Source organism: Reticulibacter mediterranei (assembly GCF_016587455.1).
The window spans coordinates 1,660,714-1,686,852 of sequence record NZ_BNJK01000001.1; the positions used below are offsets into that span (position 1 = coordinate 1,660,714).

Annotated in this window: 22 protein-coding genes; 13 read left to right on the forward strand and 9 right to left on the reverse strand. The window is 50.3% G+C overall.

Annotated elements, in window-relative coordinates; translation table 11 throughout:
- The first annotated feature begins 248 nt into the window (after positions 1 to 248).
- Both K3T83_RS07245 and K3T83_RS07250 read left to right on the forward strand, forming a co-directional pair.
- Positions 249 to 2,393, forward strand: coding sequence for a hypothetical protein (locus tag K3T83_RS07245; RefSeq protein ID WP_220202300.1), 2,145 nt, complete (start codon positions 249 to 251; stop codon positions 2,391 to 2,393).
- A gap of 392 nt (positions 2,394 to 2,785) precedes the next feature.
- Positions 2,786 to 4,897: a GAF domain-containing protein gene (locus tag K3T83_RS07250; protein ID WP_220202301.1), complete on the forward strand. Its 2,112-nt coding sequence runs from the start codon at positions 2,786 to 2,788 to the stop codon at positions 4,895 to 4,897.
- Positions 4,898 to 4,970: 73 nt separating this feature from the next.
- On the opposite strand, the gene K3T83_RS07255 is transcribed toward K3T83_RS07250, so the two are convergent.
- Positions 4,971 to 5,606, reverse strand: a complete 636-nt coding sequence (locus K3T83_RS07255) for a TetR/AcrR family transcriptional regulator (RefSeq protein WP_220202302.1) — start codon at positions 5,604 to 5,606, stop codon at positions 4,971 to 4,973.
- Between the two features lie 239 nt (positions 5,607 to 5,845).
- Between K3T83_RS07255 and K3T83_RS07260 the strand changes: the two genes are divergently transcribed.
- A complete protein-coding gene (locus tag K3T83_RS07260; RefSeq protein WP_220202303.1) occupies positions 5,846 to 7,858 on the forward strand; it encodes a sensor histidine kinase in 2,013 nt (670 codons plus the stop codon).
- Between the two features lie 9 nt (positions 7,859 to 7,867).
- Here K3T83_RS07260 and K3T83_RS07265 read toward each other — a convergent pair whose 3' ends face one another.
- Positions 7,868 to 8,836: an ROK family protein gene (locus tag K3T83_RS07265; protein ID WP_220202304.1), complete on the reverse strand. Its 969-nt coding sequence runs from the start codon at positions 8,834 to 8,836 to the stop codon at positions 7,868 to 7,870.
- A 538-nt stretch (positions 8,837 to 9,374) separates the two neighbouring features.
- Between K3T83_RS07265 and K3T83_RS07270 the strand changes: the two genes are divergently transcribed.
- Positions 9,375 to 9,920 carry a hypothetical protein gene (locus K3T83_RS07270; RefSeq protein WP_220202305.1) on the forward strand — a complete coding sequence of 182 codons (546 nt, stop codon included), beginning with the start codon at positions 9,375 to 9,377 and terminating at the stop codon, positions 9,918 to 9,920.
- A 3-nt stretch (positions 9,921 to 9,923) separates the two neighbouring features.
- Positions 9,924 to 10,322, forward strand: coding sequence for a PleD family two-component system response regulator (locus tag K3T83_RS07275; protein ID WP_220202306.1), 399 nt, complete (start codon positions 9,924 to 9,926; stop codon positions 10,320 to 10,322).
- Positions 10,323 to 10,355: 33 nt separating this feature from the next.
- Here K3T83_RS07275 and K3T83_RS07280 read toward each other — a convergent pair whose 3' ends face one another.
- From K3T83_RS07280 to K3T83_RS07295, 4 genes are all read right to left on the reverse strand, one after another.
- Positions 10,356 to 10,568: a hypothetical protein gene (locus tag K3T83_RS07280; protein WP_220202307.1), complete on the reverse strand. Its 213-nt coding sequence runs from the start codon at positions 10,566 to 10,568 to the stop codon at positions 10,356 to 10,358.
- Between the two features lie 137 nt (positions 10,569 to 10,705).
- Complete coding sequence (erpA, locus tag K3T83_RS07285) at positions 10,706 to 11,107, reverse strand: iron-sulfur cluster insertion protein ErpA (RefSeq protein ID WP_220202308.1); 402 nt, start codon at positions 11,105 to 11,107, stop codon at positions 10,706 to 10,708.
- 127 nt (positions 11,108 to 11,234) lie between these two features.
- Positions 11,235 to 12,872 carry a S8 family serine peptidase gene (locus K3T83_RS07290; protein WP_220202309.1) on the reverse strand — a complete coding sequence of 546 codons (1,638 nt, stop codon included), beginning with the start codon at positions 12,870 to 12,872 and terminating at the stop codon, positions 11,235 to 11,237.
- Positions 12,873 to 13,139: 267 nt separating this feature from the next.
- Complete coding sequence (locus tag K3T83_RS07295) at positions 13,140 to 14,228, reverse strand: M20/M25/M40 family metallo-hydrolase (RefSeq protein WP_220202310.1); 1,089 nt, start codon at positions 14,226 to 14,228, stop codon at positions 13,140 to 13,142.
- 309 nt (positions 14,229 to 14,537) lie between these two features.
- On the opposite strand from K3T83_RS07295, the gene K3T83_RS07300 reads away from it, so the two are divergent.
- From K3T83_RS07300 to K3T83_RS07330, 7 genes are all read left to right on the forward strand, one after another.
- Positions 14,538 to 15,083 (forward strand): energy-coupling factor ABC transporter ATP-binding protein, encoded by a 546-nt coding sequence (locus K3T83_RS07300; protein ID WP_220202311.1) that lies wholly within the window; start codon positions 14,538 to 14,540, stop codon positions 15,081 to 15,083.
- 20 nt (positions 15,084 to 15,103) lie between these two features.
- Positions 15,104 to 16,228 carry an ATP-binding cassette domain-containing protein gene (locus K3T83_RS07305; protein ID WP_220202312.1) on the forward strand — a complete coding sequence of 375 codons (1,125 nt, stop codon included), beginning with the start codon at positions 15,104 to 15,106 and terminating at the stop codon, positions 16,226 to 16,228.
- An 88-nt stretch (positions 16,229 to 16,316) separates the two neighbouring features.
- A complete protein-coding gene (locus K3T83_RS07310; protein ID WP_220202313.1) occupies positions 16,317 to 16,904 on the forward strand; it encodes an ECF transporter S component in 588 nt (195 codons plus the stop codon).
- 73 nt (positions 16,905 to 16,977) lie between these two features.
- On the forward strand, positions 16,978 to 17,340 hold the full coding sequence (locus K3T83_RS57140; RefSeq protein WP_220202314.1) for an energy-coupling factor transporter transmembrane component T family protein: 363 nt from the start codon (positions 16,978 to 16,980) through the stop codon (positions 17,338 to 17,340).
- Between the two features lie 8 nt (positions 17,341 to 17,348).
- Positions 17,349 to 17,888 carry an energy-coupling factor transporter transmembrane component T family protein gene (locus K3T83_RS57145; protein WP_268963445.1) on the forward strand — a complete coding sequence of 180 codons (540 nt, stop codon included), beginning with the start codon at positions 17,349 to 17,351 and terminating at the stop codon, positions 17,886 to 17,888.
- A 182-nt stretch (positions 17,889 to 18,070) separates the two neighbouring features.
- Entirely contained in the window at positions 18,071 to 19,021 is a 951-nt protein-coding gene (gene trxB, locus K3T83_RS07325; RefSeq protein WP_220202316.1) for a thioredoxin-disulfide reductase, read from the forward strand.
- 304 nt (positions 19,022 to 19,325) lie between these two features.
- Positions 19,326 to 20,693, forward strand: coding sequence for an MFS transporter (locus tag K3T83_RS07330; protein WP_220202317.1), 1,368 nt, complete (start codon positions 19,326 to 19,328; stop codon positions 20,691 to 20,693).
- A gap of 134 nt (positions 20,694 to 20,827) precedes the next feature.
- On the opposite strand, the gene K3T83_RS07335 is transcribed toward K3T83_RS07330, so the two are convergent.
- A complete protein-coding gene (locus K3T83_RS07335) occupies positions 20,828 to 21,751 on the reverse strand; it encodes a class I fructose-bisphosphate aldolase (RefSeq protein WP_220202318.1) in 924 nt (307 codons plus the stop codon).
- A 565-nt stretch (positions 21,752 to 22,316) separates the two neighbouring features.
- Here K3T83_RS07335 and K3T83_RS07340 point away from each other — a divergent pair.
- Entirely contained in the window at positions 22,317 to 22,847 is a 531-nt protein-coding gene (locus K3T83_RS07340; RefSeq protein ID WP_220202319.1) for a hypothetical protein, read from the forward strand.
- 80 nt (positions 22,848 to 22,927) lie between these two features.
- On the opposite strand, the gene K3T83_RS07345 is transcribed toward K3T83_RS07340, so the two are convergent.
- Both K3T83_RS07345 and K3T83_RS07350 read right to left on the reverse strand, forming a co-directional pair.
- Entirely contained in the window at positions 22,928 to 24,169 is a 1,242-nt protein-coding gene (locus K3T83_RS07345) for a hypothetical protein (RefSeq protein WP_220202320.1), read from the reverse strand.
- A gap of 185 nt (positions 24,170 to 24,354) precedes the next feature.
- Positions 24,355 to 26,097 carry a S53 family peptidase gene (locus tag K3T83_RS07350; RefSeq protein WP_220202321.1) on the reverse strand — a complete coding sequence of 581 codons (1,743 nt, stop codon included), beginning with the start codon at positions 26,095 to 26,097 and terminating at the stop codon, positions 24,355 to 24,357.
- Positions 26,098 to 26,139 lie beyond the last annotated feature (42 nt).

Genomic DNA, 26,139 nt, shown 5'->3' on the forward strand with positions numbered 1-26,139 from the left:
TACAAGTGTCACTCTGTCGCAGATTGGGGGATTTCCCCCCTAGCAGTGCAAAAACGTCTTAGGCATAATGATATCAGGGGCATTCTGGAAGCCTTACAGGCATGCAACGAACGCAAGCATGTGTGACAGGTTCCTAGCGGGCATAGAAAAACAGATGTATTTATCAGAAATATGATGCACTTTATCTTTGTCTTCTTTCATCGAAAATGCACATTATCTTTCAACTATAATGGAGGGCATTTCCTACCATGAATGATTTCTGGTATCGTTATAACGATCTCTCAGCACGCGCACGCATTGGTATTCTTGCAGGCATTATTCTTACAATATTCTGCTGCGTGTATATTGCTCTCTCGAATCTGCAACCGACGGAGGCCGCGACAAATGAAACGCAGACAAAGACCGCCACGCCCGCACCGAAGCTGCCAGCATCACGCTTCATCTTTGGCACGAATCTTTCGCCCAGCGATGACAAATATGAGACGATCACCTCGCAAACAACACAAGGTCTCTTACAAGAGATGCATATACAAATGGTACGTATTCCTCTAGAAAAACCGCTCTCCGATGCAGTTATCACACAGGCAGCACAGGGAGTAAAAACACTCAACGCAGTACCATTGGTGAACCTGTACGACCCGTTTGCGCCAAAGAGCCAGGAAGAGAACAGCAAGATCATCAAGATCATGAACAAGGTCTTTGGACAGACAACTGTCTATTACGAATATGGCAATGAAGACGACGCCGCCGGCATCTCAGCAGAAGATTATACAGCGGCGTGGAATAAAGCGGTTCCAGACCTGAAGAAACTGGCCCCAGGCGCGCATTTTATCGGACCTGCGACGTATCGGTACACAGAACAATACTTCCAAACATTCCTCAAGCAAGCCAATCCACTGCCTGACGAGATAAGCTGGCATGAGTATACCTGCAACGCAGCAGAATCGCAGCAAATATGCACACAGCGCCTCAACAATTGGAGCAGCGACATTCGCAATGCGCGTACAACGATGACAAAGGTTCTCGGCAAATCCCTCCCCATTGTCATCTCCGAATGGAACTACGCAGCAAACGCAAAGGCGAACGATGGGAAAGCTAACGACTCCAAATTTCTGGTCAGCTGGATGACGAAAGCATTACAAATATTGAGCGACAACCAGATCTTCGCCTCAATGCAATATTCTTGCACTGGCACGACCCCTCTCATCACCAATGACGAGTTGACCCCGCAGGGGGAAGCCTTCATGAATCTCTATGAAAACTATGTTACCAACCGCTCCCGTACAAAGCCCGGAGCAACACCTACGGCTACTCTTACTGATACACCTACGTCCACGCCTACGGCTACTCCTACACCATCTCCTACGCCAACTCCTACCGTTGCTCCACCGCCTGAAATCGTTCCTACGCCTACCCCCTGGCCTACCCCAACGCCCACACCTATGGCGCAGCCAACGCCTACACCATCTCCCACACTCATTGTTGGTAGCACGCCTCTAGTGACTCCTACTCCAGGCGGCACACCTACGGTCACGCCTACCATGGGAGCCACACCTACAGATACACCAACGCCTGAGATGACACCTACAATTGAAGCCACATCTACCGTTGGGAGCACACCTACAGTAGAGATCACACCCACTTCTACATCTGAAGTGACGCCCACTGTTGAGGCAAGTCCAACCACGACGCCAGATGAAACTCCTACCCCGGAGAGTACTCCTATCGTCGAAGTCACACCCACTTCAACAGTGACAGGAACTCCCACTACTGGCATCACACCTACGGCAACCAAGCCAACTACCCCTCCGCAGATTACGGCAAGTATGACGCCGACGCAGGTCTACCAGGCAGCAACCTCCGGGCCACTGCTCTATACATCTTCACTGCTCAAACAAGGTGCGGCCTCATGGGATGTGAAGAAGTTCACCGGCGGCGGCAGTTGTGGATTTACAACAGTTGGCTATCAGGTCAATATGCCGCAGCGCAATTACTTTGCATCGTGTATGGCCCAATCGCTCAGTTATAAGAATTTCACCATCCAGATTGCGATGAAAATTACATCCGGCACTGCAAACGATGGCGGAGGCATTATCTTCCGCGATAATGGCAAGGGCAGCTATCGCTTCCGTGTAAATCTGGATGGGACCTGGGATTGTGCACCACTCAACATCAGTGGCAGCAGTTCCGCGATCAAGAAAGGACTGAACCAGACCAACATCCTGACCATCGTAGCAGAGGGATCTGACCTCTACTTCTTCATTAACCAACAGTATATAACACATGTGACTGACTCCAGTTTTAGTGCCGGACGCCTGGGTCTGATGGCAGTAGATTGGAATGGCACAACGAATGTGAGCTTTAACAACATAAAAGTCTGGCAATTGCGCTAGCATTTCTGTCACTTAGCAAAAGACAGGAGGCCTACCAGATCAAAATGTAGTGCCTCCTGTTTTTTGCTACAGCAAATCAGCCTCTTACGGCCCTGTAAGGCCACCGATTGAGTAATAACAGGTAAATTTCTTCACGAAAAAATGAACTGGTCTCGACAAGACCAGTGGTTAGGACATATAATTGCTCATAATAGTTATGTACGTAGTGTCCACAAGTCTCAAAGAAAAATGGGCGACCAGCGTTGCGAAGCTCAGGTGTTTCACAATGTTGGTCGCTTATAGCACTTGAGTACACCTACACAGGGATGAAGGGTTCTCCCTGTACCACCGTTCCGATGACAGCAGCAGTGGTGACAGGTACACACCTATCTCAAACTAGATCAGGAGGTTGCATGTCTTCCAAGGCCAGCATCAATCATCAGCCAGGTACCGCCGATGCGGGAAGCGAGACCATCGACCAGCTCCGCCAGGAAAACCACGACTTGCATATGGAGTTGGAGATGAGAACGCAAGAAAACGCCTTGCTCAACGAAGTAATCTCGACCGTTGGCTCAACGTTGAGGCTTGATGAGGTGCTACGACACCTTGTGGACACTGTTGTCCGCGCTACTGCCTGCCAGATTGCCCTTATTTACTTGTATGATAACGACAAAGAGCGGCTTGTTTTAGCCAGTACGACAGAACAGTATCAACACCTGGTAGGCAACATCTCGATGGCACTAGGAGAAGGGATTGCAGGATGGGTGGCACTGCACCGCAAACCGGTCTTTTTACGAGAAGAAGCGATGGAAGATCCACGTTTTTGCTATTTTCCTGAATTGGAGGAGGAAAAATTTCAATCTTTCATGACGCTTCCTATCATTGCTAAAGACCGCCGCCTGGTTGGTGTAATTACACTCCAGGCAGTTGCACCGCACGAATTCACGGAGCAGCATCGCACTTTCATCAGTAATACGGCTGCACTGGTGGCAGGTGCCATTGAAAATGCCCAACTCTATGAGAATACGCAGCGCAAACTCAGCATTCTTACCTCGCTCTCCATGCTCAGTCAGACCATCAGTTCGGGTTTGTATCTCGACGACATGTTACGCACTCTGGCAACACTGACCGTCCAGATCATGGAGGTTGATCTGTGTGCGATTATGCTGATGGATCAGGCAAGAGAACGAGAAGGGGAGCTATCACGGCAACCACGCCGTCTGACGGTTCACGCCACCTCACCCAACCTCAACGACCGCGCCCATTTCCAGCCGATAGATGTAGACCGCCTGACCCTGGAACGGCTACGGGAGATGAACGAAGCACTCCTCCATCCCGGCAGTGTGCAGTTGCAAAATGGGCAACATCTGGAAATTGGTGAGGAGACGTTAGAGCGCCTCAACCCCATCAGGGATGCTCAGTACAAAACCCTGATTTCCGCACCGCTGATTGCCGGAACGGAACAACTTGGTCTCATCAACTGTTATCTGAGCAAGGCACGGCGGTTCAGCACCGAAGATCAAACGCTGCTCACCACAATTGCTAATCAGATAGCAATAGCAATCAAGAACAGCTATCTGGTCAATCAACTGGCACAAAAGAACCTGGTCAAGGGCTTCTTCGACGATTTGATGCATGGTACGACCGATTCAGAAGATTCGCTCAGGCAACGAGCGCATTTTCTCGGTTGCGATCTCAACAAATCGCATGCGGTGGTGATGATCGAGATCGCCCACCTGGATGAGCGACGCTACGAGGGCAATTCAGCACGTAAAGCAGGCAAAAACGAGCGCGCAGTTGCCCCCTCAACACTGCAAAATCTCGCTCCATTGCTAGAAGAGAGCTATACGCAGGGAACACCGTTACAAACTGCATACAAGCGGATCAGCGGAGTGGTGAGAAGGCGTATTCAAGACACTTATCCAGGCTCCATTTTCTATGACCATGAAAACCTGCTCACCTGTCTGGCCTCTTTAAACAAAGATCCAAATGGCATGCGGCTCAAAAGCTGGCTACAGGATGTCGCCCAACAGATGCGTAACGAGTATAATGTCTACCTATCCATCGGGATAGGCAACGCATGCCTGCATATTAGTGATTACCGACGTGGCTTTGCTGAGGCCAATGAAGCCTTGCAGATGGGTCAGAATCTCTCACAGGATAAGGTGGCCGAGGCACGTTTTCAGCCTATTGTTACTCATTTCAATGATCTGGGCGTGTACCGCTATCTGTACAAGATCGCTCATATGGATGATCTACGCGATGTCTATCAGGATCAGGTGGCTCGCATCGATAGCTATGACCGGCGCAAAAACACAGATTTGTTGGACACACTTGAAACCTATCTCGAATGTGCTGGCAACCTTACCAAGACATCAGAGCGGCTCTTCGTCCACCGCAATACCCTGATCCAACGTCTGGATCGCCTGCAATCGTTATGTGATATCGATTTACAGGAACGAAGTAACTGGCTTACGCTGCAAGTAGCGATTAAAGTCTACAAGCTCCGTACAAGCGGAGGATAGAAACAAGCAACGAGAGATGCAGTTTATGTCATTTAAAATTGATAAGCTGCATCTTTTGCTGTTATCTCAGCACCTATTTAACTGCGGCAATTCCTTTGAAGTAGATTTCTCCGAGGTGCGTCACCAGTTCCTCTGGCGACATTTGCTCGCCAACAACCAGGGCTTCATAGGTTCTGGGAGACTGCAAACAGAAAAAAGCATTGAGCATTACCGATGTAGGAATGCCTTTATCAAACTCGCCAGTCGCCTTCCCTTCCTCCAATATCGCTCTAATACGAGTTGCAAGTTGCCCCCAAAGCTCTCGCATGCTCTCTTTTTTCTGCATAAAGAAACGTTGTAAATCCGGGCTATGATAGATAGAAGAAAGCAAGCGCGCACGCTTACTATAAAATCCACTGTACATAAAATGAAGGATTGATTTCAGCTTCTCACTTGCTGTTAGTGACGGCGGAGCGGAAACAGCATCATCAACGGCTTGCAGAAACACCTCCATATCACGCGTTAAGATCGCCACAACCAGATCTTCTTTACTAGGAAAGTGTAAATAGACTGTACCTTTGCCAATACCAACCCGCGCGGCAATCTCATCGATGGATGTATCAAAGTATCCATTTGCGATAAAGACCTCCTCAGCGGTCTTGAGAATAAGCTGTTCGCGCTCCTGGCGCTGTTTCTCTTTTAATGTACGATGCCCGTGTGCTGCTTGCATTTTTTACTGCTTCTCCTTCAGAAATTGAAGGTGCCCATTATTTTTGATCGTTCGCCTCTCATCTACCTTGTATATCATCCTGACTCATCAGTCGCAATGCTACCTCAAGGTCAGTCCTTTGTCAAGAACTGGCACACATTCATGATCGGAAAAGCAATACAAAATACTAAAGAAAATTGGAGCCATTGCAACTTGCAGAGTTCTCTCCAGAGATGTTACACTAAAGCGTGTATACACCCATGCAAACAACAAAAGACGCTCGATGGGCCAGGCTGCATCTATGGCTCACCGTTTTGTATCTGACAATTGCCTGTATGGTGCTGCTGATCAGCGGAACCGGGCATCTACGTCTCCTCAAAGAGATCAACACGACCTTTGGGGGCTTTTTCTGGGCCATCGATACCGATGGACAGATAGTGCTCACCTCGACGCCGCCGCAACTCCCTCCTTTCGAAGCACCAGCCGCTCCGCTGCTTAACAAGGTCCATATCATCGCCGTGAATACCACTGCCATCACCAAAGAGAACGAAGCAGCATTGACACACGCCTATCAAAATGCCAAACTGGGAGACTCTATCACCTACACGGTGACCACTGGCGACAAGGACAACACTGCAATAATAGTACGCCCGGTTAGCACGTTTACATGGGATATGTGGTGGCAAAACTACGGCTCGACACTACTAGCCGGACTGTGCTGGCTCGTGATCGGTGCCATTCTGTTGATTGGTGCCAGCGAATGGACAGAAGCAGTTGAAGGTTTGACGCTTCTCCCACCAGCGCTGCTCTTTCTGCTCTACAGCCATTGGGGAAATGTTCAGCAGGCTTATCCAGCCGACCTCGTATTTCAATTGCTCTGGATACCAGCCTTTGCCCTCACAGGTGCCGTATTTCTTCATCTGAGCCTGATCTATCGACCAGAGATACTACTACATACGCGCCGCTTACGCATCGTGGATGGTATCCCCTATGTACCACTTATCGTGCTTGTGTCCTATGAGTTGAGTTCGCTACTGATCGCAGGGCAGGTTCCAACGGGCATCAACATCACGGCTAGCATGGGTTATGGAGCATTTGCGCTCGTGAGCGGACTGTGCATCAGTATCTCCTCTCTGTGGCGCATTGGACTCATTTCTCCACAAAAGCAGCTCCACAAGCAGCTTGTACCAGCGCGTATTCGCCAGCGCATCGGTAAGCTGTTGACGGTATGGATTGTAGGGCTGGTCCTGAGTTTCTGCCTGGAAATCTTACCCATGCTGCTTACCGGACACGCTCTGTTCTCTCTCCCAACCTTCACCATAGCAGCCGCCGTCTTTCCCCTGTTTCTCCTCTCTGTGAGACGCTCACAACGCCTGCTGGATCACTTATATACCTCTCTGGAACAACTTGAGGAGGAACACCAGGAGCAGCAACAGGCCTCCAGCGATCTACAAGGGGCAAATCAACAACTTGAGCAGGCAACATCGCTTCTCTTGAAGGCTGATGCGCACCTGCGTTCTCTGCTCTCACAACGTATCCACGACCAACCCCGACAACAGGCACTGCGCATCCGCTCGCTGCTTGGTCACTGGCAGCACAAATTGCAAGTCGAGGCAGAACGGGACGAGGAGAGCAAAGTCGCGGCCCAACCTCTCATCGAAGTTCTGGGGAAAGTGCGTAAGATCAGCGAGGAGTTGGAGAGCGATTTGAGAGGGCTACAACTTCTGTTAGAAGATGCCTATCAACGCAGCAGTCTTGGCCTCAAACTACATCTGGAAAAGCTGATTCGTGAAGATCTGCCGATGCGCTATCCCGAATCGCCCCTCAAGCTTCAGGCCGATCTCTGGGCCTTAGACGCCTTTACCGGAGACCTGGAACAGACAGAAGAAGGCGCAACAATCGCCGAGACCATCTCCTATACAGTGACCCAGGCGTTACTAAATATCTACAACCATGCAGGAGCAACGTTTGCAACGGTCCGCACATCCTACACAGATGGAATACTTGAGGTAACGATCAGCGACGATGGGCGCGGCTTTGATCCAGAACGCATCCCAACCGAAAAAACCAGCCTGTTTAAAGCCAGGCTCAAGGTACGAGAGATTGGTGGCACGCTGGCAGTCCAATCCAGCCCACGTTCCCGCTTATCGCGCGGCACCACCATTACCCTACGCATCCCGCTGCCACAGATAGAAAAAAACGCAACGTCTGCACAGGATACAGAAGCGGAAATGTCAGCGATTGAACAGCATCATCCTCAAACGCATCACTAGCGAGCATGCTCATAACAACGGCAAGACCGCCCCGGCCAGTTCTGCATCACTCCCGAGAACAGCTGGCACCAGTTCCACCATACTACATACCCGCGATGAGGAGCGTACAATCAGCGAGCCACGCACACGCGAGAGCAGCAAATCACTGGCACAATACTGAGCGCCGAGAATGCCGCCGAGAATGAGGACGTTTGGCTCAAACAGGTCAATATACTTGGCAATAGCTGCACTGACGCAACGGCTTATTTCGCCGTAGACCTGAAGGGCCAGCGTATCGCCACGCAGCGCCTCTTCCGCTAACAGTTGCGGGCTGAAATACTCGCGCCCAAGCAAGCGCTGAACCAGGCTCCCCTCTTCGCCACGCCGCAGCGCACGTTGAACCCTTTTCTGAATGGCATCCATTGACACCATTGTATTGATGCAGCCCTGTTTGCCACAGCTACAACGAGGACCGCTACTCGAAACGTTCAGATGGCAGATATGCCCGATATACTGCTGAGTAGGATGCTCCACCTGTCCATTGATCACCAGCGAGGCTCCCACAACAGCTTCAACGGCCAGATAGAGCAGCCGCTTGAAGCCACGACCAGCCCCAAAACGATGTTCACCCAACAAAGCTGCATCGACATCGACTTGCAGGTGAGTAGGCAGTTCATAGCGGTTTTCCAGAAAATCACACAGGGGAAAATTGCTGAGAGATGGGAGCAAAGGTATCAGAAAAGGACGACGCCTTGTATAGTCAAGTGTACCTGGAATACTAATTCCAATCCCACTCACCTGCCAATCAGAAGAGCGAGCATAAGCTAGCATAGCATCAACGGCACGCAAATACGGCTCAAGAGTGGCTGCCGCAGGACGCCCTCTCAGCGTCTTTGCATGGCTGCGCTGATGCACATGTCCAGAGGAATCAACTAGAGCAACGGTTGTCTTACTACCCCCAATCTCTATCCCTACCGCTACACGCCTGTCTGCACTCATGGGACGATACCCGCATTTCTACGTTCCAGTATTTAGCTAGAACATTCGTTCCTATTTCAACAGGTCTACAGCAATAGATGCGAGAGCGAACTCGTAGTTTCTACAGAAAGTATAAAGAGTCGATCGAACATTTGTCAAGGTCATATGTTCCGAATATCCGTACTACCTACTCCAACCACGAACAACGTTAACCATAAAACGACTCAACTACAAGCAACCGACCGGGAAACTGCACAGGGATTTCCAATTCTCCCATCTAGCGGGAGTGCAGAGGGCGGCAGCCCTTTGCCGGGGTGCAGGGTGTCCCCGCAAAAAACCTTTTTTCTTCTCTTTTGCGCGCCTCCTGTGGCGGCGCGCGAAGGAGGGAAGGAAACTGGGGACCCCCCAGACCCCGGCAGGGAGACCCTGCACCCCTTTGAGCGGAGAACTGGAAAGCCCTGGAAACTGCACCCCTCGCTGGCATTATTGATGCCGACGTGATAGAGTTAAAGAATGGCAGAAAGAGCAACTACTGTAGAGTAGAAGAAGGAGCGCTATCATGTTTGGTAGAAACAAGCAGACAAATAAAGCCGCTGAGAATAGGGTCGAATATACACCGGAAGAGAGAGCGAAAATTCTCGGGCAAAGTCATAGCTTGTCTGAGGAAGAGGGGCAGATGATTCAGCAGATGATTCGCGAGGAGCAACATAGCAGCCGCCAGCTTTACATCCCTCAAGAAGACCTCGCGCAAGAGGCAACCACTCGGATGAAGCCAGAAGTGGCACGGGTCATCCAGGCGAGCAAAGTGCGCGACATCCTGCATATGTTTAACCGCGATTATCTCTATGGGCAGGGGCGCTTCGACGAGTATCAGGATGGCCTCATCTTAAAATGGGGTGATGGATATTCGCGCAAGCATATCTGGATGACGGTGGAGGACGGCAATCTGGTATTTGAAACCAGCCACTTCAAAAAGTGCGATAAACCTTATTGTAATGGCACGCACCATATTCTGTCACCAGACCTCTACACCAACCTGGATATCATCAACGCAGAGTTGGCAGAGCGCTTCCGCCGTCCTGTCTACGAGCGTTCAGAGGATTAAAACGTGGCAATTGCTATTCTGGCATTGGAAAAAGACCTCTTTTTTGCGGTCAAGATGCGCGATACTTTACGCCATCATGACATGGAGGTTACAACGGTACGTACGCTTTCCGCCTTTACGGAGAAGCTGACAGCAGAGGAAAAACCGGCGCTGGTGATTATCAATATCGCCAGCAAGGGGATAGACTGGGAGAGCGCAATCAGTCAGGCTGGAGAGCAAGGATTACCGATCCTGGCCTTTGGCTCTCACATGGACCTGGAGGCACGCGCACGAGCGTTACAGGCAGGGGCACAAAAGGTTGTCGCCAACTCCAAATTTGCGCGTGATATGCCCGGACTGGTAACGCGCATGCTGCAAGAGCCAGTAGGGGCGGCACCAAGCGACGAGGCAGATGAAGAGTAGACACGCAATCTGCGTGTCTACATGCTCTATAGCTTAGATGCGTGGCAGGAATATCGTAGGCATCAGATGATAGGGCACAGGAATGAACGAGAGCGCGTATCCCAATGGGTGCTTCTCATAGATGGCCTCCTGACGGCGATAGCTCCAGCGCTTGCGAAAAAATGCCTTGTAGGACGACTGTGAGGGCTGCTGGATAAGCTGTCGTGCAGAACGATAGCGAGGGCGATGGGCAATACGTCGGCTCATGCAAGCTCCTTTTTCAAGAAGATGTCAACCAACACAAAAAAGGTTTCTCTGACTAAGAATATACGTCAACAGAAACCTTTTTCTCTCAAGAACGATACAATTCGACTAATGGCAAATGCAATAGTCAGAGGAAGCGATTAATGACCGCAGCCGCAGCTCCGAGCCTCGCCATCGCCTTCGGCAGTCTTGAAGGAATGCCCACAGCCACAGGTCGAGACAGCGTTAGGGTTGTTGACGGTGAAGCCAGCGCCCATCAAGCTATCAACATAATCAACTTCGCTACCACTGATATATTGAATACTCATTTCATCGATGAAAATCTTGAAGTCTCCCATAGAGATAGAGGTATCACCCTCTTGCTCTTCGTCCAGGGTCATACCATATTGGAGACCAGAGCAACCTCCACCAGCGACGAAGATGCGGAGACCAAGAGTGGGATCATTCTCCTGCGTGATAAGTTCACGTACTTTTTCTGCGGCTACCGGAGTCACAGAAATTACATCTGTCTCTGTCACCACTTGCTGGTTCTGCTCGATCATGTATTCACCTCACTAGGATTTGCCTAACAAACCCATCACTAATCAAAGATAGATACCGAAGTTCTCAACAGCTACATTTTAAGCGTATTATATCCTACATAAAATGAAGCGTCAAGACAAACGATCTTCATAAGCCAAAACGCTGTTGCACCCGGATAATATTCCCCAATAGTTCAGGAGTTGTGGGAGGTACACCAAAAAGCATATCCCCGCGAGGCTCTTGCGCGCCCGCCAGTTTGATAATCGCATTCGAGGCCGTCCAGCCCTGGGCTATCAGATGCGCGCCCAGCCCACAAACGATCGAAGTCGCAAACGATGATCCGCACCAATCTGCCCAACCCGACGTATTCTGCTCTCCTTCAGGAAAAGTGGGGGAGATATATAAACAGCGGACAGCATCGGGCAACGCGTTCGCATCCGTTTCACCATAGCTATCACCACCAAAGGAGGCCACACCACTCTCAAAAGGTGGCACGTTGGCAACATTGGCAAACCCGGATGGAGCAAATTTGCTATTGACAGAGGTCACGCTTAACGTCGTTTCATAGCGAGCAGGGACACGCGGCGGACGACGTGTCGCTCTCTGCTGCGCTGCGTGAATAGAATCGTTGCCCGACGCCGCCACCACCAGCGCGCCATGCGCATACAAACCCTCAAATAACAAACGTACCCCCTCTTCAATATGGTTGAGTACGCGTGTGACGCCATGTAATTGGGTCGTTGGCCACTGCCGATGGTCAAACCAGATATAGGGAAGGCGGCGAATATCGGGCATGATGGTCAGGCTGAGATTAATCACCAGGCGACGAATAGAGCCGGCGACCAGTTCCCGTTCCAGATCAGAGAGGGCAGCAACCAGATTATAGAAATCGCCACCACCGAAATCATTCAATACACGAATGAGCCGAATACGGGCGCGCGGAGCCACATCGCGGATTAATCCAGCAACGGCAAGGCCGTGATCGGGCATCATATAATAACGCGCATCGGAATAACGATCGCGCCCAGTACGCACATCATTTGTGAGAGGATATCGGTCATATTCAACAACAAAAGAGCCATCCTCATTGCGCAGATCAGCTGCCAGACGTTGTAATAGCCAATTGCGACGAAATTCTGGACGTGTCGAGGCTCCGAGGATACGATCAGGATGTACCGCCGTATCAAGTACAGCAACTAACACATCCTCTGCACTCTTAGAATCGAGCGGAATGCTGGTATCCAGCACTCGCACATGCCAGCCAACCAGAGCATTACCAGGGGCAGGCACATCCAGCGAAGGGGAAGGTCGAGGAGGGAGCGCTGGCCCACCATCACCATAGAAGAGAGGCGCAGCAGCCGTCACCAGCCAGTTTGGCATAGCCGAGACAATATGTAAGCCCTGCTGCGCAAGATGTTCTAAATGGGCCTGCAAATAAGAAAGAGCCGTCGGGACTGGATCTGTCACTGAGGCATCCATGTGGCGCGTATGAAAGAAGATAGCAAGCAATGGCTGTTTACGATGTAGTCCGAAAACGAACGAGCGGCGACGCACGGGCGGCATCGTGGGAACCTCGCTCCAACGTCCATGAGTGCCGTATGCTTCAAGAGCGAGGCCATATTGGGCCAGAAATTCATTTAATCGGGTGCGAACCTGCTCAATCAATAGGTCTTGAGAATCATCGACGGGCAGACGAGGTAGACGGACAATCACAACCATTTCACCAGGAATCCAGTGAAATAGTTCACCTGGCGTTCCCATCAAGTCAGTTGAACTACGAGACATGCACGAAAATTCCCCCCTCCACACAAAGTGGTGTTCAAGTTTGTGCGGTGTTGCACATGTGGGTGGACGCAACGAGGCTTCAATGAAGCGTACCCTCCCCTCGGCATTCTATTATAGCTGAGCAGGCAATGCGAGACAATCAGCAAAAATGCCTACTACATCGGAGTCACGCTCAATAGAAGCATGTACACCTGGCACACCACCAGCACTTTCATCCTGGGAATAACGTACGCGGATCATCTTCATTGGACAAAGCACAGAGAACAGCTACACTGCTTGCCCACTCCATAACGCAAAGAGTTGGATCGTATCGCTCACCAACTGCTCCAGAGGAGCTAGCGCCACATACTCTTCCACCGAATGCTCACTGGTAACACCAGTCGAAACAGTAAAGGCTCTGACGGCAGGGCGCAAACCGCTAGCGTCACTACCAATAAAGGTTGGTTGCAGATGAAGAGTTGCCCCACGCTGTAAAAGCACATGGTGATAAGCCTGTAAGAGAGGCTCATCTGGATCAAGCGCATAGCCGTTAGAATGCGTCTGAAAATGGACTTCAGCGTGGCCTCCCGCCTGATCTGCCGCCTGGACAAACGCATCTTGAATAGCCTGCTTGTAGCGCTGGCGCTCCTCGACCGGCTCAAAGCTGCGCATTTCCCCTTCGACCTTGAGCTTATCGGGAATAGCATTACGGGCGGTTCCACCGCTTATGCGTCCAACAGCAATGCGGGTCTGATCGTTAGCGAAAGAACCATATGGATAGTTAGCAGCACGAAAGATCGCAATGGCATCGACTGTCTGAGCCAGATCCTTACCAGGATGCCCTGTACGTCCGGTGATTGTCACGTCAAAAGCCTCGTATGCCGCGCCTTTGGACACCACAACGCCCGCTTCAAACGCATTATCGAACACAATACCATCTTTCACGTGCCACTTTGTCGCGTCAAAATTTGATGCACCGCATAAACCTGCCTCTTCCTGAACCGTAAACACAAGGACAAGTGGGGGATGTGGCAAACGTTGCTCAATCGTGCGCCGGACCGCTTCCAGAATAATCGTCATGCCAGCAGCATCGTCCGCGCCAAGATTTGTTGAGCCATCGCTATAGAGTATCCCATCGCGCAGAATCGGTTGATGACCAAGCCCGGGCGGTACACGATCCATATGAGCATTCAACAACAACGGCTGCCCTTCCCCGGCGAGCGCGGCGATGAGATTACCAGATCCATCGATAGACGTGCTGAGGCCAAGCGCGGAAAGATGAGGCTCTAGATGCATGCGGATCTGCTCCTCATGGCCCGATGTACTGGGGATGGCTAGAAGTTCTACAAGTGTTTTGTAGAGACGCTCAGTATACATAGTAGACAAACTCCCTCTACACTAGAGAAAATATATTCCATTATAACAAACTATATAGCGAAGATGATAGATTTTCACATTGTATGAAGATCTTCTCATCCAAAAACGGCCTCTTCAATCCTCCATTCATTGTCAGGAATAGTTTTCATCACTTATGTACAGTTTAACCAGCCTTTCACCTTCTGGCCTAAGCAGCAGGGCAAAATTATCATTGACAATTATCCGTACAGGCAACTACAATGTAAGCACATGTTATTATCTCATTTCAACCATTTAATAATTTGAGACAGGACAGGTATCTATTGAGGCATGACCACACCATCTGACAACCTATCTCATTCAATTGAAGATCAATCGCCAGCGATTGAGGTGCGCAACCTGAGTTTCCGTTATGGCGTTCCCGATGAGGAACAAGAGTCGCCGAAAGGATCGGAAGAAGCAGGTCCACACCTTCCAGCAATTGAAGATATTTCATTTTCCCTACCAGCAGGCGAGCTGATGCTCATAGCCGGGCCGAGTGGCTGTGGCAAAAGCACTCTGCTCAAATGCCTCAATGGACTGATTCCTCGCAGCTACCCAGGCGTAGTCAGCGGAGAAATCAATTTGGAGGGGCGCTCCATCACCAACCTGACATTACGCGACCTTGCTCAACACGTAGGCACGATGCTGCAAGATCCCGACAAACAAATCCTGGGCAGCACTATCGAGCAGGAAATCGCCTTTGGCATGGAAAACTTATGCGTCCCACGCAAAGAGATGATTCGTCAGATACAGGAAGTGTTGCAGCGATTGCATCTCGAAAAGTATCAGAAGCGAGCTACACATGCCCTTTCGGGGGACAGAGGCAACAGGTAGCAGCAGCTGGTATTCTGGTCATGCAACCGTCGATTTTCCTGTTTGACGAACCATTCGCTAACCTCGACGCCCGCGCAGTTGATGAACTGGAAACGCTGATCGCGGCGCTTCGTGCAGAAGGACGCACCGTTATTATTGTCGAGCATCGGGTGGAAGAGGCGCTGCAACTCAAACCAGACAAAGTATTATTAATGCGTGAGAGGCGTCAAGTCTTCTTTGGAGATACAGAGGCATTTCTCAAAGTGGCTGATCCCGAACAGGTCAAACTTCCCATCCAATCCACGCTCGACAGAATGAGCGATTCCTCACAGGCAAGCACGGTGCTGGTTCGCCCGATTGTGACCGGACAACATAGCCAGTCGCAACCAGACCAGCAGGATGATGCTCCCATTCTGACCTTCGACGATGTTCATTATCGCTATAATCTGTTCTCAGAAGAGATTATACACGGAATCTCATGCAACGTTCGTCGCGGTGAAACGATAGCGCTGCTCGGACCGAACGGGGCGGGCAAAACGACGCTGGTAAAACAGGCGCTTGGTCTGCTTCGACCATCTAAAGGGACGGTCCGACTCTATGGAGAAGATACGCGAACGTTGAGCGTTGCACAACTGGCCGCTCGCATAGGTTATGTTTTCCAGAGTCCGAGCGCCATGCTTTTTGCGCCAACAGTTCGCAAAGAGATCAGCTTTGGGCCGGATAATCTGCGCTTCCCACGTGAGCGCATAAATGAGGTCGTACAGGAAGCGGCTCAGGCTCTCAACGTCCTCCAATTCGCAGAGCGCTCGCCCTTCTCGCTGAGTTTTGGACAACAAAAACGTGTCGCCATTGCTTCGGTGTTGGCAATGCAGGGTAAAATTCTTCTGCTAGATGAGCCAACAGCAGGGCAGGACTATCGTTCGTATATTGCTTTTATGGAGTATTTACGTAGTTTACCCGGCCTGGATGCACTGCTTTTTATTACCCATGATCTTGACCTGGCACTCCGTTTCACACAACGCGTACTGCTCTTAAAAGATGGCAAACTGGTTGCGGATGGTCCACCTTTACAGGTGCTTGCTGACCCTGCGCTGCTGGACGCCTGTAACCTGCGTCCCACCTCGTTGCTACGTTATTTGCTAGCGACGCAGAATGCCATTGCTTGATCTTTCTCTCGAAAAGACAGGGGATTTCCCCTATCTTGATATTTTCTCATTTGCTTTATCCATGTTATTGCCTGAAAGGAGAACTCGCATGGCAGTATCAGAAAAGAGCACTGGCAGAGGTTTGCTAAGTACGAACATCTGGGCAGTTGGTGTGCGTCAGATCGTCTACATGGCCCTCGGAGCTGCTCTCTATGGTGGCCTGAGCTGGGCTACCAACGCGCTTCAGTTGCCCAGTGCTGGTAACGTTTCATTGCGTCCCGCTATCGTCATTCCATTATTCTTCGGTACAGTGTTCGGTCCCTGGGTTGGTCTCTTTACAGGAGGTATCGGCAACCTGCTTGGCGACTATGTTTCGGGCTACGGTGTCTTCTGGAACTGGGATGTTGGTAACGCGTTGCTCGGCTTCATCGCTGGCCTCACCCTGCTTCGTACCGGAGGACGCTATACCTCCACGCGCAATATCATCATTGCCGAAGTTTTTTCGGCCGTTGCTATCATCATCGGTATTGGTTTTGCCTCCTACACGGAGATCTGGCTCTCCAAGCTGTCTTTTATCTCAGCAACGGTTGGCTATTTCGTCCCGGCTGCCTTATCCGATCTCATCAATGGATTGATCCTGTTGCCAATATTGCTCATCGCTTATAACGCGGCAAGAGCACGCTCAGGCAGAGGATAATACACGCAGATTACGTTCAGGAGCAGAAGAGCACGCTTTTCTGCTCCTGCATTCATACAAAAGGTTTACTGCTATGCTCATCAATTTTCCCTATATTCAACGCGATACGCCGATTCACCGGCTTGATCCTCGCGCAAAATTCCTCCTCCTTTTTGCATATGGGCTTGCGGCAGCTCAAACCTCTAACATCTGGATCATTCTGGCCGGTTTGATCGCTGCTGCCTGGTATTACAGTCAGGCCCATCTCAAGTGGAAAGAAACCAGGCAGGTATGGATATTTATTATTATTTTAAATTTGATGATTATCGTTTCTAACTATTTTCTCTCTGGTGGAGCAGTCGTGAAGGGCGTCGATATCAGCAATCCCCATATTCTCTTTAGCCTTCCATTTCTCGGCCTCAAGTCAACTGCACCCTATATTGGTCCGGCCCCCTGATTTTTAGCGTGGAAAGCATCACGTTTATGCTGACGCAGGTTATGCGCAATTTCAGCATTGCGTTGCTGGCGATTGCAATCCCCTATACTACCGATCCCAGCCATATAGGAGCGGCTTTTAAAGGCATGGGTTTATCAGACAAAATTGCCTACGCCATTGATCTGGCCTTTCGGTTCCTGCCAACGGTTTCACGCGACTTTGGCACGACGCTTGACGCGCAACGGGCACGCGGCTTCGAGATCGATAAGTTGCGCGGCGGCATCTTCGGCAAAATTGCACGTCTGGCCCCGATGGTTGTTCCGGTGGTGATTGGTTCGGTTGTGGGTGCCGAAGATATCATCAGCGCTATGGAACTACGTTGCTTCGGCGTCGGCAAGCGTACATGGCTGATCGAGCTGCATACCACACAACGAGATCGCGCCATTATCATACTGAGCGTCGTTCTCTTTGTGATTGTTACCGCCTGGAATATCGCTGGTAACTACTACCACAGCGGTCTGCTTCATGCCTTGCAGACACAGGGTATACCTTTTTTCCTCTTTCCATAGAGCAAGGACTCCTCTTACCTGTATCACATATCCCTCAGTGGGAATAGGTTCGTGTTATTAATAGTAGAAGATAATAATTGTGAAAGGGAGTATGGTCAGGGATGGGCATAAAATTGCGAACTATGCTGTTATCATAAGCAGAACACAACAAGTTTTACAGGTAAGTGAGGAAGTCTTCGATTATGTCAAAGGTCTATGGTGTGATAATCATCGGCTCAGGGCCAGCAGGATATACAGCCGCACTCTATGCAGCACGCTCCAACCTCTCCGTACTGGTACTTCAGGGCTATCAGACAGGTGGGCAGTTGATGCAGACAAGCGAGGTAGAAAACTATCCCGGCTTTGAAGAGGGCATCCTGGGTCCAGAGATGATGGAAAAATTTGAGAAGCAGGCGCAGCGGTTTGGCGCGGAGATGATCCCAGAGGATGTGATCGCGGTCGATTTCACCAGCAGACCTTTTGTGGTCACGACCGATTCTGGAGAGTACCGTTCGCGTGCCGTCGTTATTGCGACAGGTGCCAGTGCCAAATGGCTGGGGCTGCCAAGTGAAAAACGTTTGCAGGGGCGCGGCGTCTCGGCCTGTGCAACCTGTGATGGCTTCTTTTTCAAGAATAAAGATCTCGTGGTCATTGGCGGTGGTGATACAGCGATGGAGGAAGCCACCTTCCTGACGCGCTATGCAAATCATGTGACGCTCGTTCATCGCCGCGATACGTTCCGAGCCAGCAAGATTATGCAGGATCGTGCCAGTAAGAATCCCAAAATCAGCTTCCTCATGGATGCTGAAGTTACTGAGGTGCTGGGAGATGATGCGGTAACAGGTGTACGGGTGCGCAATGTCAAGACTGGCGAAACGCTGGAAGTGCCGGTTCAGGGCGTGTTCCTGGCAATTGGGCACCAACCAAATACCGATCTGTTTAAAGGAATCATCAATACGGATGACGTTGGATATATCGTTCCCGTTGAGAATACGATGACGAATATTCCTGGCGTCTTCGCTGCTGGTGATGTCACTGATCATCGTTATCGTCAGGCGATCACCGCCGCCGGCGATGGCTGTCGCGCCGCCATTGATCTGGAGCGCTGGCTGGAGAGTCAGGGCGAGGATGTCGGCGTCGAAAACTGGGATTAAACTTGTTTTGCTATCCGTCTACCAAAGAACGCTTTTTTCGGTAGACGGATTATTTAATGCTCCTTGCAACTTATAATCAATTCGTAGCCACGCAATTTATCGCGCCTTACTTGTTTACTTGCGATGCACGATAAATCGCGCGACTACGACATTGTGGTTCTTCCTGCCATGCCGATTCTCCTACACCTATTTGCTTGCCAGAGCTAACAATGATCAGTATACTTTAGAGAGAAATAAACCCCAAAAGCGGCTTGCTCCTTTTCAGGAAACACTGTTGTTATCTATATGCAAAAGGGGGGTCTGAATGGAGATCAGTAAACCGCCAGAAGATACCTCAGTCTCTCTTTCTAGCAGCAGTTTGCAGCCAATCACGCTCTTTGACCAGATCAACATCAATATTTTTTGGATGGGCTGCCAGTTTCATTGGCAGGCACTACAAGCCATTGTCATCCCCAGTATGGTGGCGCATTTCCTTGATCCTCGCTTCAAAGCCATTAACCTCTCAACTGTTGTCACGCTGGGCACTATTGTTGCCTTCATCGTCAATCCGCTGGTGGGAGCAATTTCAGACTACGCAACATTTCGTATGGGACGAAGACGCCCATTTATGATCATTGGCACAATCTTCAATGTTATCGTGCTGATCATCTTCGCATTTTCGCCATCATGGTTCTCTCCCGGCTTGCTGCTCCTCATCTTCACCATCCTCTTTCTCCTGTTAGAGTTCACAAACAATGTGGCAAACGCCCCCTGGAGCGCAATCATTGCCGATAAAGTTCCAACTCATCAGCGCGGCCTTTGCTCTGGCTTCAATGGACTATTCAGCCTGTTAGGGACCGCTCTTGGCTCTATCATCGCGGGAGCGCTATTAGGTGGTGAGCTATCTATGCCTGCATACCGCAACGCCGTCGTGCAGATCTTTCTGCTCATCGCCATCGTACAAATCGTTTTTGTAGCCTATACAGTCATAACGGTCAAAGAGACACCATTACCAGCGAGCCAGCAGCAAGTATTTCATCTGAGCGCTTTCGTCAAAAAATTATTCTTTCATCCCGCTCGCTATCCCGATCTTTCCTGGGTTCTCCTCGCTCGCTTTCTAGTAATGATGGGTATCTGGAGCGTTTTCTATTTTCTGGTGTACTTCTTTACGGACGTACTTGGTGGCCCGGGAGTGAGAACGATCGTGTTGAACACGCCGTTTACCGGAGAAGAGTTTAACGGCGTGCTGTTTCAACCGGTTCTGCTGCTGGCCTCGCTGCCAACATCGCTGGTTGCGGGTTGGGCCTCTGATCGCTGGGGACGCAAGGGTCTGGTCTATCTATCCGGTGCGATGATGGCGCTGGTCTGCCTGATTTTTATTCTCTTCCCCAACCAGTATATAGCGCTCATTGGCGGCGTCTTTTTTGGGGTCGCATATGGAGCATATAGCAGCGTTGATTGGGCATTGACCGCCGATGTGCTACCATCCACCAATGAGGCCGGCAAATTCCTGGGTATCTGGACCGCGATGGGCATTCTTCCACAGGTTATTGGCATTGTTATTGGTGGCATTCTGCTTCAGAGCCTACAAGGTCTCCCCCATCACCTCGGCTACACGATCCTCTTCTTGCTGACCGTCTTCTACTGCACATCTGGAACGGTCATTATAGCAAAAGTGAAAGGGGTCAGATAAATTTTCGAGTAAATTATTAGTAAAAAGCGTTCTCGCTGTTTTTTTTGCGAGAACGCTTTTTACTCTTCTTCATGGTTTTCGTGTTAATTGATTGATATCTTTTATGTTGGAAAGATATCAATCAACACACAACATTATTTAACCGATCCCTCGTAGACGCCCATGATGGTTCCCAGGAACTTCAGAGCGTCTTCTTTTTTGCGCTGGAATGAGTTGCGGCCAATAATGGAGCCGAAGCCGCCGCCATCGCGGATCGCACGAGCCTCATCGAAGACCTGATCGTCGGCAGCGGTTGCGCCACCGGAGAAGATCACAATGCGGCGGCCATCAAACGAGCTTTGTACCACGTGGCGAACACGATCCGCCAGGGTGGAAACAGGGATCTCGTACTTCTGATAGACCTTCTGCGCTTCCGCCAGCTCAACCTTCGCGCTGGGCAGTTTCACCTTAATGATGTGTGCCCCCAACTGAGCGGCGATCTGTGCTGCATAGCTCACCACGTCAACAGCAGTCTCGCCCTCTTTGCTCAACGAGCTACCACGAGGATAGGACCAGACCACAACAGCCAGACCAGCCTCTTTCGCCTGCAAGATCAGATCACGCAACTGCTCATACATGGTGGTGCGCTCCGACGATCCGGGGTAGATGGTAAAGCCAATTGCGACACAACCCAGACGCAGCGCATCCTCAACGCCTGCCGTTACAGCAGAGATCGGATCACGCTCATCGTTCAGAACATCGTGGTTATTGCATTTAAGAATCAGAGGAATCTCACCCGCGAAGTCGGCTGCACCCGCTTCAAGGAAGCCCAGAGGAGCTGCATAGGCGTTACAACCCGCCTCAATAGCCAGTTGGAAATGGTAGCGAGGATCGTAACCAGCAGGATTGGGGGCAAAGCTGCGTGCAGGTCCATGCTCAAAGCCCTGGTCAACAGGCAGAATAACCATCTTTCCTGTACCAGCCAGGCGACCATGATTCAGCATGCGAGCAAGATTGGTGCGTACACCAGGGTTTTCGCTGGAATACCAGCTAAGAATTTCTCGAATACGATCGTTCATCTTTCGTTCCTTTTCATTCATCGTCAAGTGTCACTATCCCACATCTTCCCTGATACCTCTTTATGCATCATAAGACTATGTGGCGATAGAAATAAGCAGCCACTATCTATTTAGAAAACGCCTGCCACAGGCAATTAGATACGAAGGCGCGTTGGCATTCCTTCAGATTGCGCTGCACGCCGGGTTGACGGCTCGTAGAATCGTTGATCCTTATAAGAGGCCACCACAAACACGTATACAACTTTGCCACTCAACACAGTTTATATTTTAAGAGGACAATCAAACGTGTTCCTGCTAGAGATAGATCCTTGAAGCCCCTTTTTCATCGCTGATAGTGTACCACAGCAGGGAGGTTCTCACAAGGAATAGCCTTCAGGAAGAGCTGGGAAAGCGCAATATGAGCAGAACAAACGATAGACCAGCAATAGAGACTGGTACAGATGCAATCAAGAGATGTATGCTGTTACTTTACACAAATTAACACGTCTCTATACCAAGATAACAAGGAATCACCTTCCATAAGAAAAAGCGCAACTATACAAGTGCCCTCTATAAGGAGAACAATATGAACGGAGCCAGCTTCGACCTTATCGCGCACGAGCTATTAAAACAAAAATATATTATGGAGAAGCTGCTAGAAGAAAATCGTGAATTGCGGCGTCAAATTGCACAATTGCGTGCCGGACATGGAATTTTTGTGGAAATCGGTGGACAGCGGATAGCACTCAACCTCCTTCTAGAGGATGCAGCCCCAGCAACACCAGTAACACGCCCTGCGCCAGCAGCCCAACCAGCGAAAGCAATAGCGCCAATCACTCCCGCTCCTCAGACGGAGGAGAGCGCTGATCTCTCGCAGCCTACAGATCCACGCATACCAGTTATTCCGAAGGCGGCTGCGGCCCCCCCACGCAAACAGGAGAACGAGAAGAAAGCTCCCTCTACCTTCCTGGAAGAGATGATGGTTGACGAATTCTCAGCAGCCATGACCAGCCAGACAGCAGTATGGACGGGGCCAGCCAAACAACCAGAGATCACAGACGACGAAGAGAAGGCCGCACTACGCAAACAATTAATGGGCAGCTTCTTACTAGAATAAGACAATATCTACAAAAGTCTCAATGAGATCCAATACACCATAACAAGAGGAAGAGGCGCGATGTGCGCCTCTTCCTCTTGTTAGATCTGGAAGGGAATGGTAGCCTGCTGTGAGCCAGAAATCGAAGGGGTCGCGAGAAAGATCAGAGAAAAATCGGTACTACCTTGCGGAACTAGAAAGGCACATTCCCCTGTTGCTCCTGTTTTTCCTTTTTCGATCACAAGAGGAACGGTTGTATCTCCAGATGGTGCAGAGGTGACATCTCCGGCCTTCAAACGCAGGTAATCAACTGGGCTACCATAAAAATCCTGCGCGGAAGTATTGTCAACCTTTAAAGAGGTAATGACATAGATCATCCCTTTTTCCGCATGTTTCCCATTGGCACTCCAACGCACAAACGCGCTGGTTAAGGTCCAGGATAACCCGGTATAGGTGGTCTGCTTGTTGAGAGTTACGGTCTTTGGCTGATATTTACTCACATCAGCATTTGCCTTCAACGGTATCTGCATCTGCGCTTCAGCATCCGTTCCAACCCTCAACACCATATTGGAAACGCTTAAATCTGTAGAGGCGGGAAAATCGATCCAGTTTTGACGGTTGGTCGAGGCATCCGTTACAGTGCCGTTCTTCGCGGTAATGGGTGCAACAATCGTCCCATCAGGTAGGATCAGGCGCATTACATCACTATAGCTATAATAGGCGGCTTTTGTACCATCTTGCTCCTCTTTAAAACTAATCCTGATAACTCCAGGCTTTGGCGGTGTAACCCCATCAGAAAAACTGGCCGCTTGTTTCACATCAAGAAGGGTAATTTTCACATCGGAATAAATGAACGCAAGAGGTCGAGAACCGCTCAAGGATGTTGTTTTGATGGGAGCGGAAGTAGGAGTGCTGTCAGCAGTATTGCCGCTATTGGAGCTTTGAGTAGAACCCGTATTTCCGCTAGAGGGACTATTTGCCAGCCCCCTTAGCCAGTTGTAACCGAGATAGCTCACGCCTCCACAAAGCAAGAGTACAACGAGAATAACAGAGAGCAAGCCACAACCAATTTGCCTCATAACGCTTTTGCTGGAGTCCTTTATAGGAGGGCCAGTATAATAAGAGGGCGGTTGCTGCGGAAACGAGGATGGAGGAGGTGGCGGAGGCGTAGCAGGTACAGTGCCATCATTATGAGCAGAGGCCCAGCCTTCCATTGACGGAGGACGCGCGGTGGGTTGATGCGCTCCCACATCAATGACGGTGCCACAATTGGCACAAAAGCGTTGTTCGGGCATGAGATGAGCGCGACAGTTTGGGCAGTAGCTTCCAGGGTGCTGTGACATATATCCCCCTTGATCAAAAAGATTGTTCGGACATAACCAGAAATGGAACAATTTTTTATGAGAGAGAAGTGCGCCGACCATCTTGATGATATTACAATAAACGCTTGCCTGGCAGCATTTTGAGCCGTGACATATGGCGGGCCCGGAAAAGCTTTTCCGGGCCCGCCAGGAGATTATATACCTGTTTAAAACGTTTTCAGCATCGCCTGGTAGAAGCCGGCAATATTGGGAGTTCCCAGACCTGTAGAGTAGTCCCAGCCTGAAGTCGCTGGATAATAGAGGTTATTGCCCTTCGTCACATCAAAGTACGGGTGCAGCCCACTACTTTTATTAGCAACTTGATAAAAGATAGATGGCGAATATCCGAATTGTTGCGTCTGTTTCAGCAATCCCTGATTGACCAGCGCAAGACCTGTTGCCCAGATCGGGGCAGCGGCACTGGTTCCTCCAACGGCTCCCCATTGTCCTCTAAAGTAGACAGCCAGAGCATAAGCGGCTGCTGAAACATCGGGCAGTTGCCGTGCTCCACTTGTATATTTATTGCTGACGCCAGCGGCATTCTGCCACTGCGGGCGCTTGAAGACAACGCTATTGCCACCACCACTGCCCCATTGATTCTTACAGCTAGAGCGCTGCGAACCATCGGCCCACACCACCTCTTGCGTACGCTGACGATTGCCATTCACCGCGAGCATCGTGCCGCCAACAGAAGTGGCCCAGGGATCGCTCGCGGGAAAGCTCACCGCCAGTTTGCCATACACGCGACTGGTAAATGCTCCACAATCGCCGCTCGCGATAAAGACCGTCATATGCTCTACACGTGTCAATTGCTGAATACTGCTATCAATAGCACGCATATCCTCGGAGGTAATTTCCTGCTCGGCCGCCCCCAAACTAATACTCACAACACTCCCAGCGTTCGCATTATTCACGTTGTCATCTGCTATCTGCTGCAACATATCGTTGATCTGCCCCCAGATATCTCCATCTGTATTGCCGTCTGTCTGATAGACCATGATATTGGCAGAACGTGCCAATCCAGCTGCCATTTGAATATCCAGCGTAGACTCACCAGCGGCCTCACTGGGCTTGCCATCAATATTGATCGTGGAAAGGCGGCCTTTGAACTGGATACAATCAAAGTAGTTTTGAATATCGCTGCGATACGAGCCATCAATCTCGACCAGATTAATCGTCATGTTCTCGCCGTGTAGCCCCTGATTCCAGAGCTGCTCAAAGCCGTAAGCGCCAGCCACATCGCGTGGAAACAGGGTTTGATCTGGTGGAGAACAATCTTGAGTCGGCTGCTGGTGATTAAACGGCACAAACGAGGAGAGGGCGTGAATGGGTTTGCTACTGTAGTTATCCAGCCCTGTAATCGCATCAATATAATTCGCCAGGAAGTGCGGCACTTTGGGTGGGGTAGCGGGCGCATAGAACGTGCGACCATTATACTTGTGAATGACAAACTTCGTCTGAAGCAGCTTGGCAAACGTGCTGGCTTTGGCATCAATAGCCAGATGAGTGCGCAGCTTGCTCAGTTTGAGCGATATACCCTGAATATTGAAGAAATCCTTGATCTTCTGATACGTAGCATCATCGACGCCAAGCTTCTTTGCAAACACCTCCAGGTGCGACGGCTTGCCTGGCTGTATCTTCTGTTGCTCTGCCTGCTTTAAAAGATTGGAATTAATTTTGAAGGTAATCCGCACGGCCAATTTTGTATTATCGGGTAACGGCCCCACAACAGGAGAATTTAAGGCGTCAGCAGGGATGCCGAGATTGATAGTCGTAAATTGTACGGTATCAGCAGGCCCGGAACAGGCGGCCAGTGGAAAAAGCAAAAGCATAAGACCAAACATAGCCATCACAGCCCGACCGGACATCGAGCGAAATATGCTATGAAGCGTAGTGTGTAGCGCAGACATTTTTATTCCCTCCAATACAAGGCCCACGTCACTTGTGCCTGA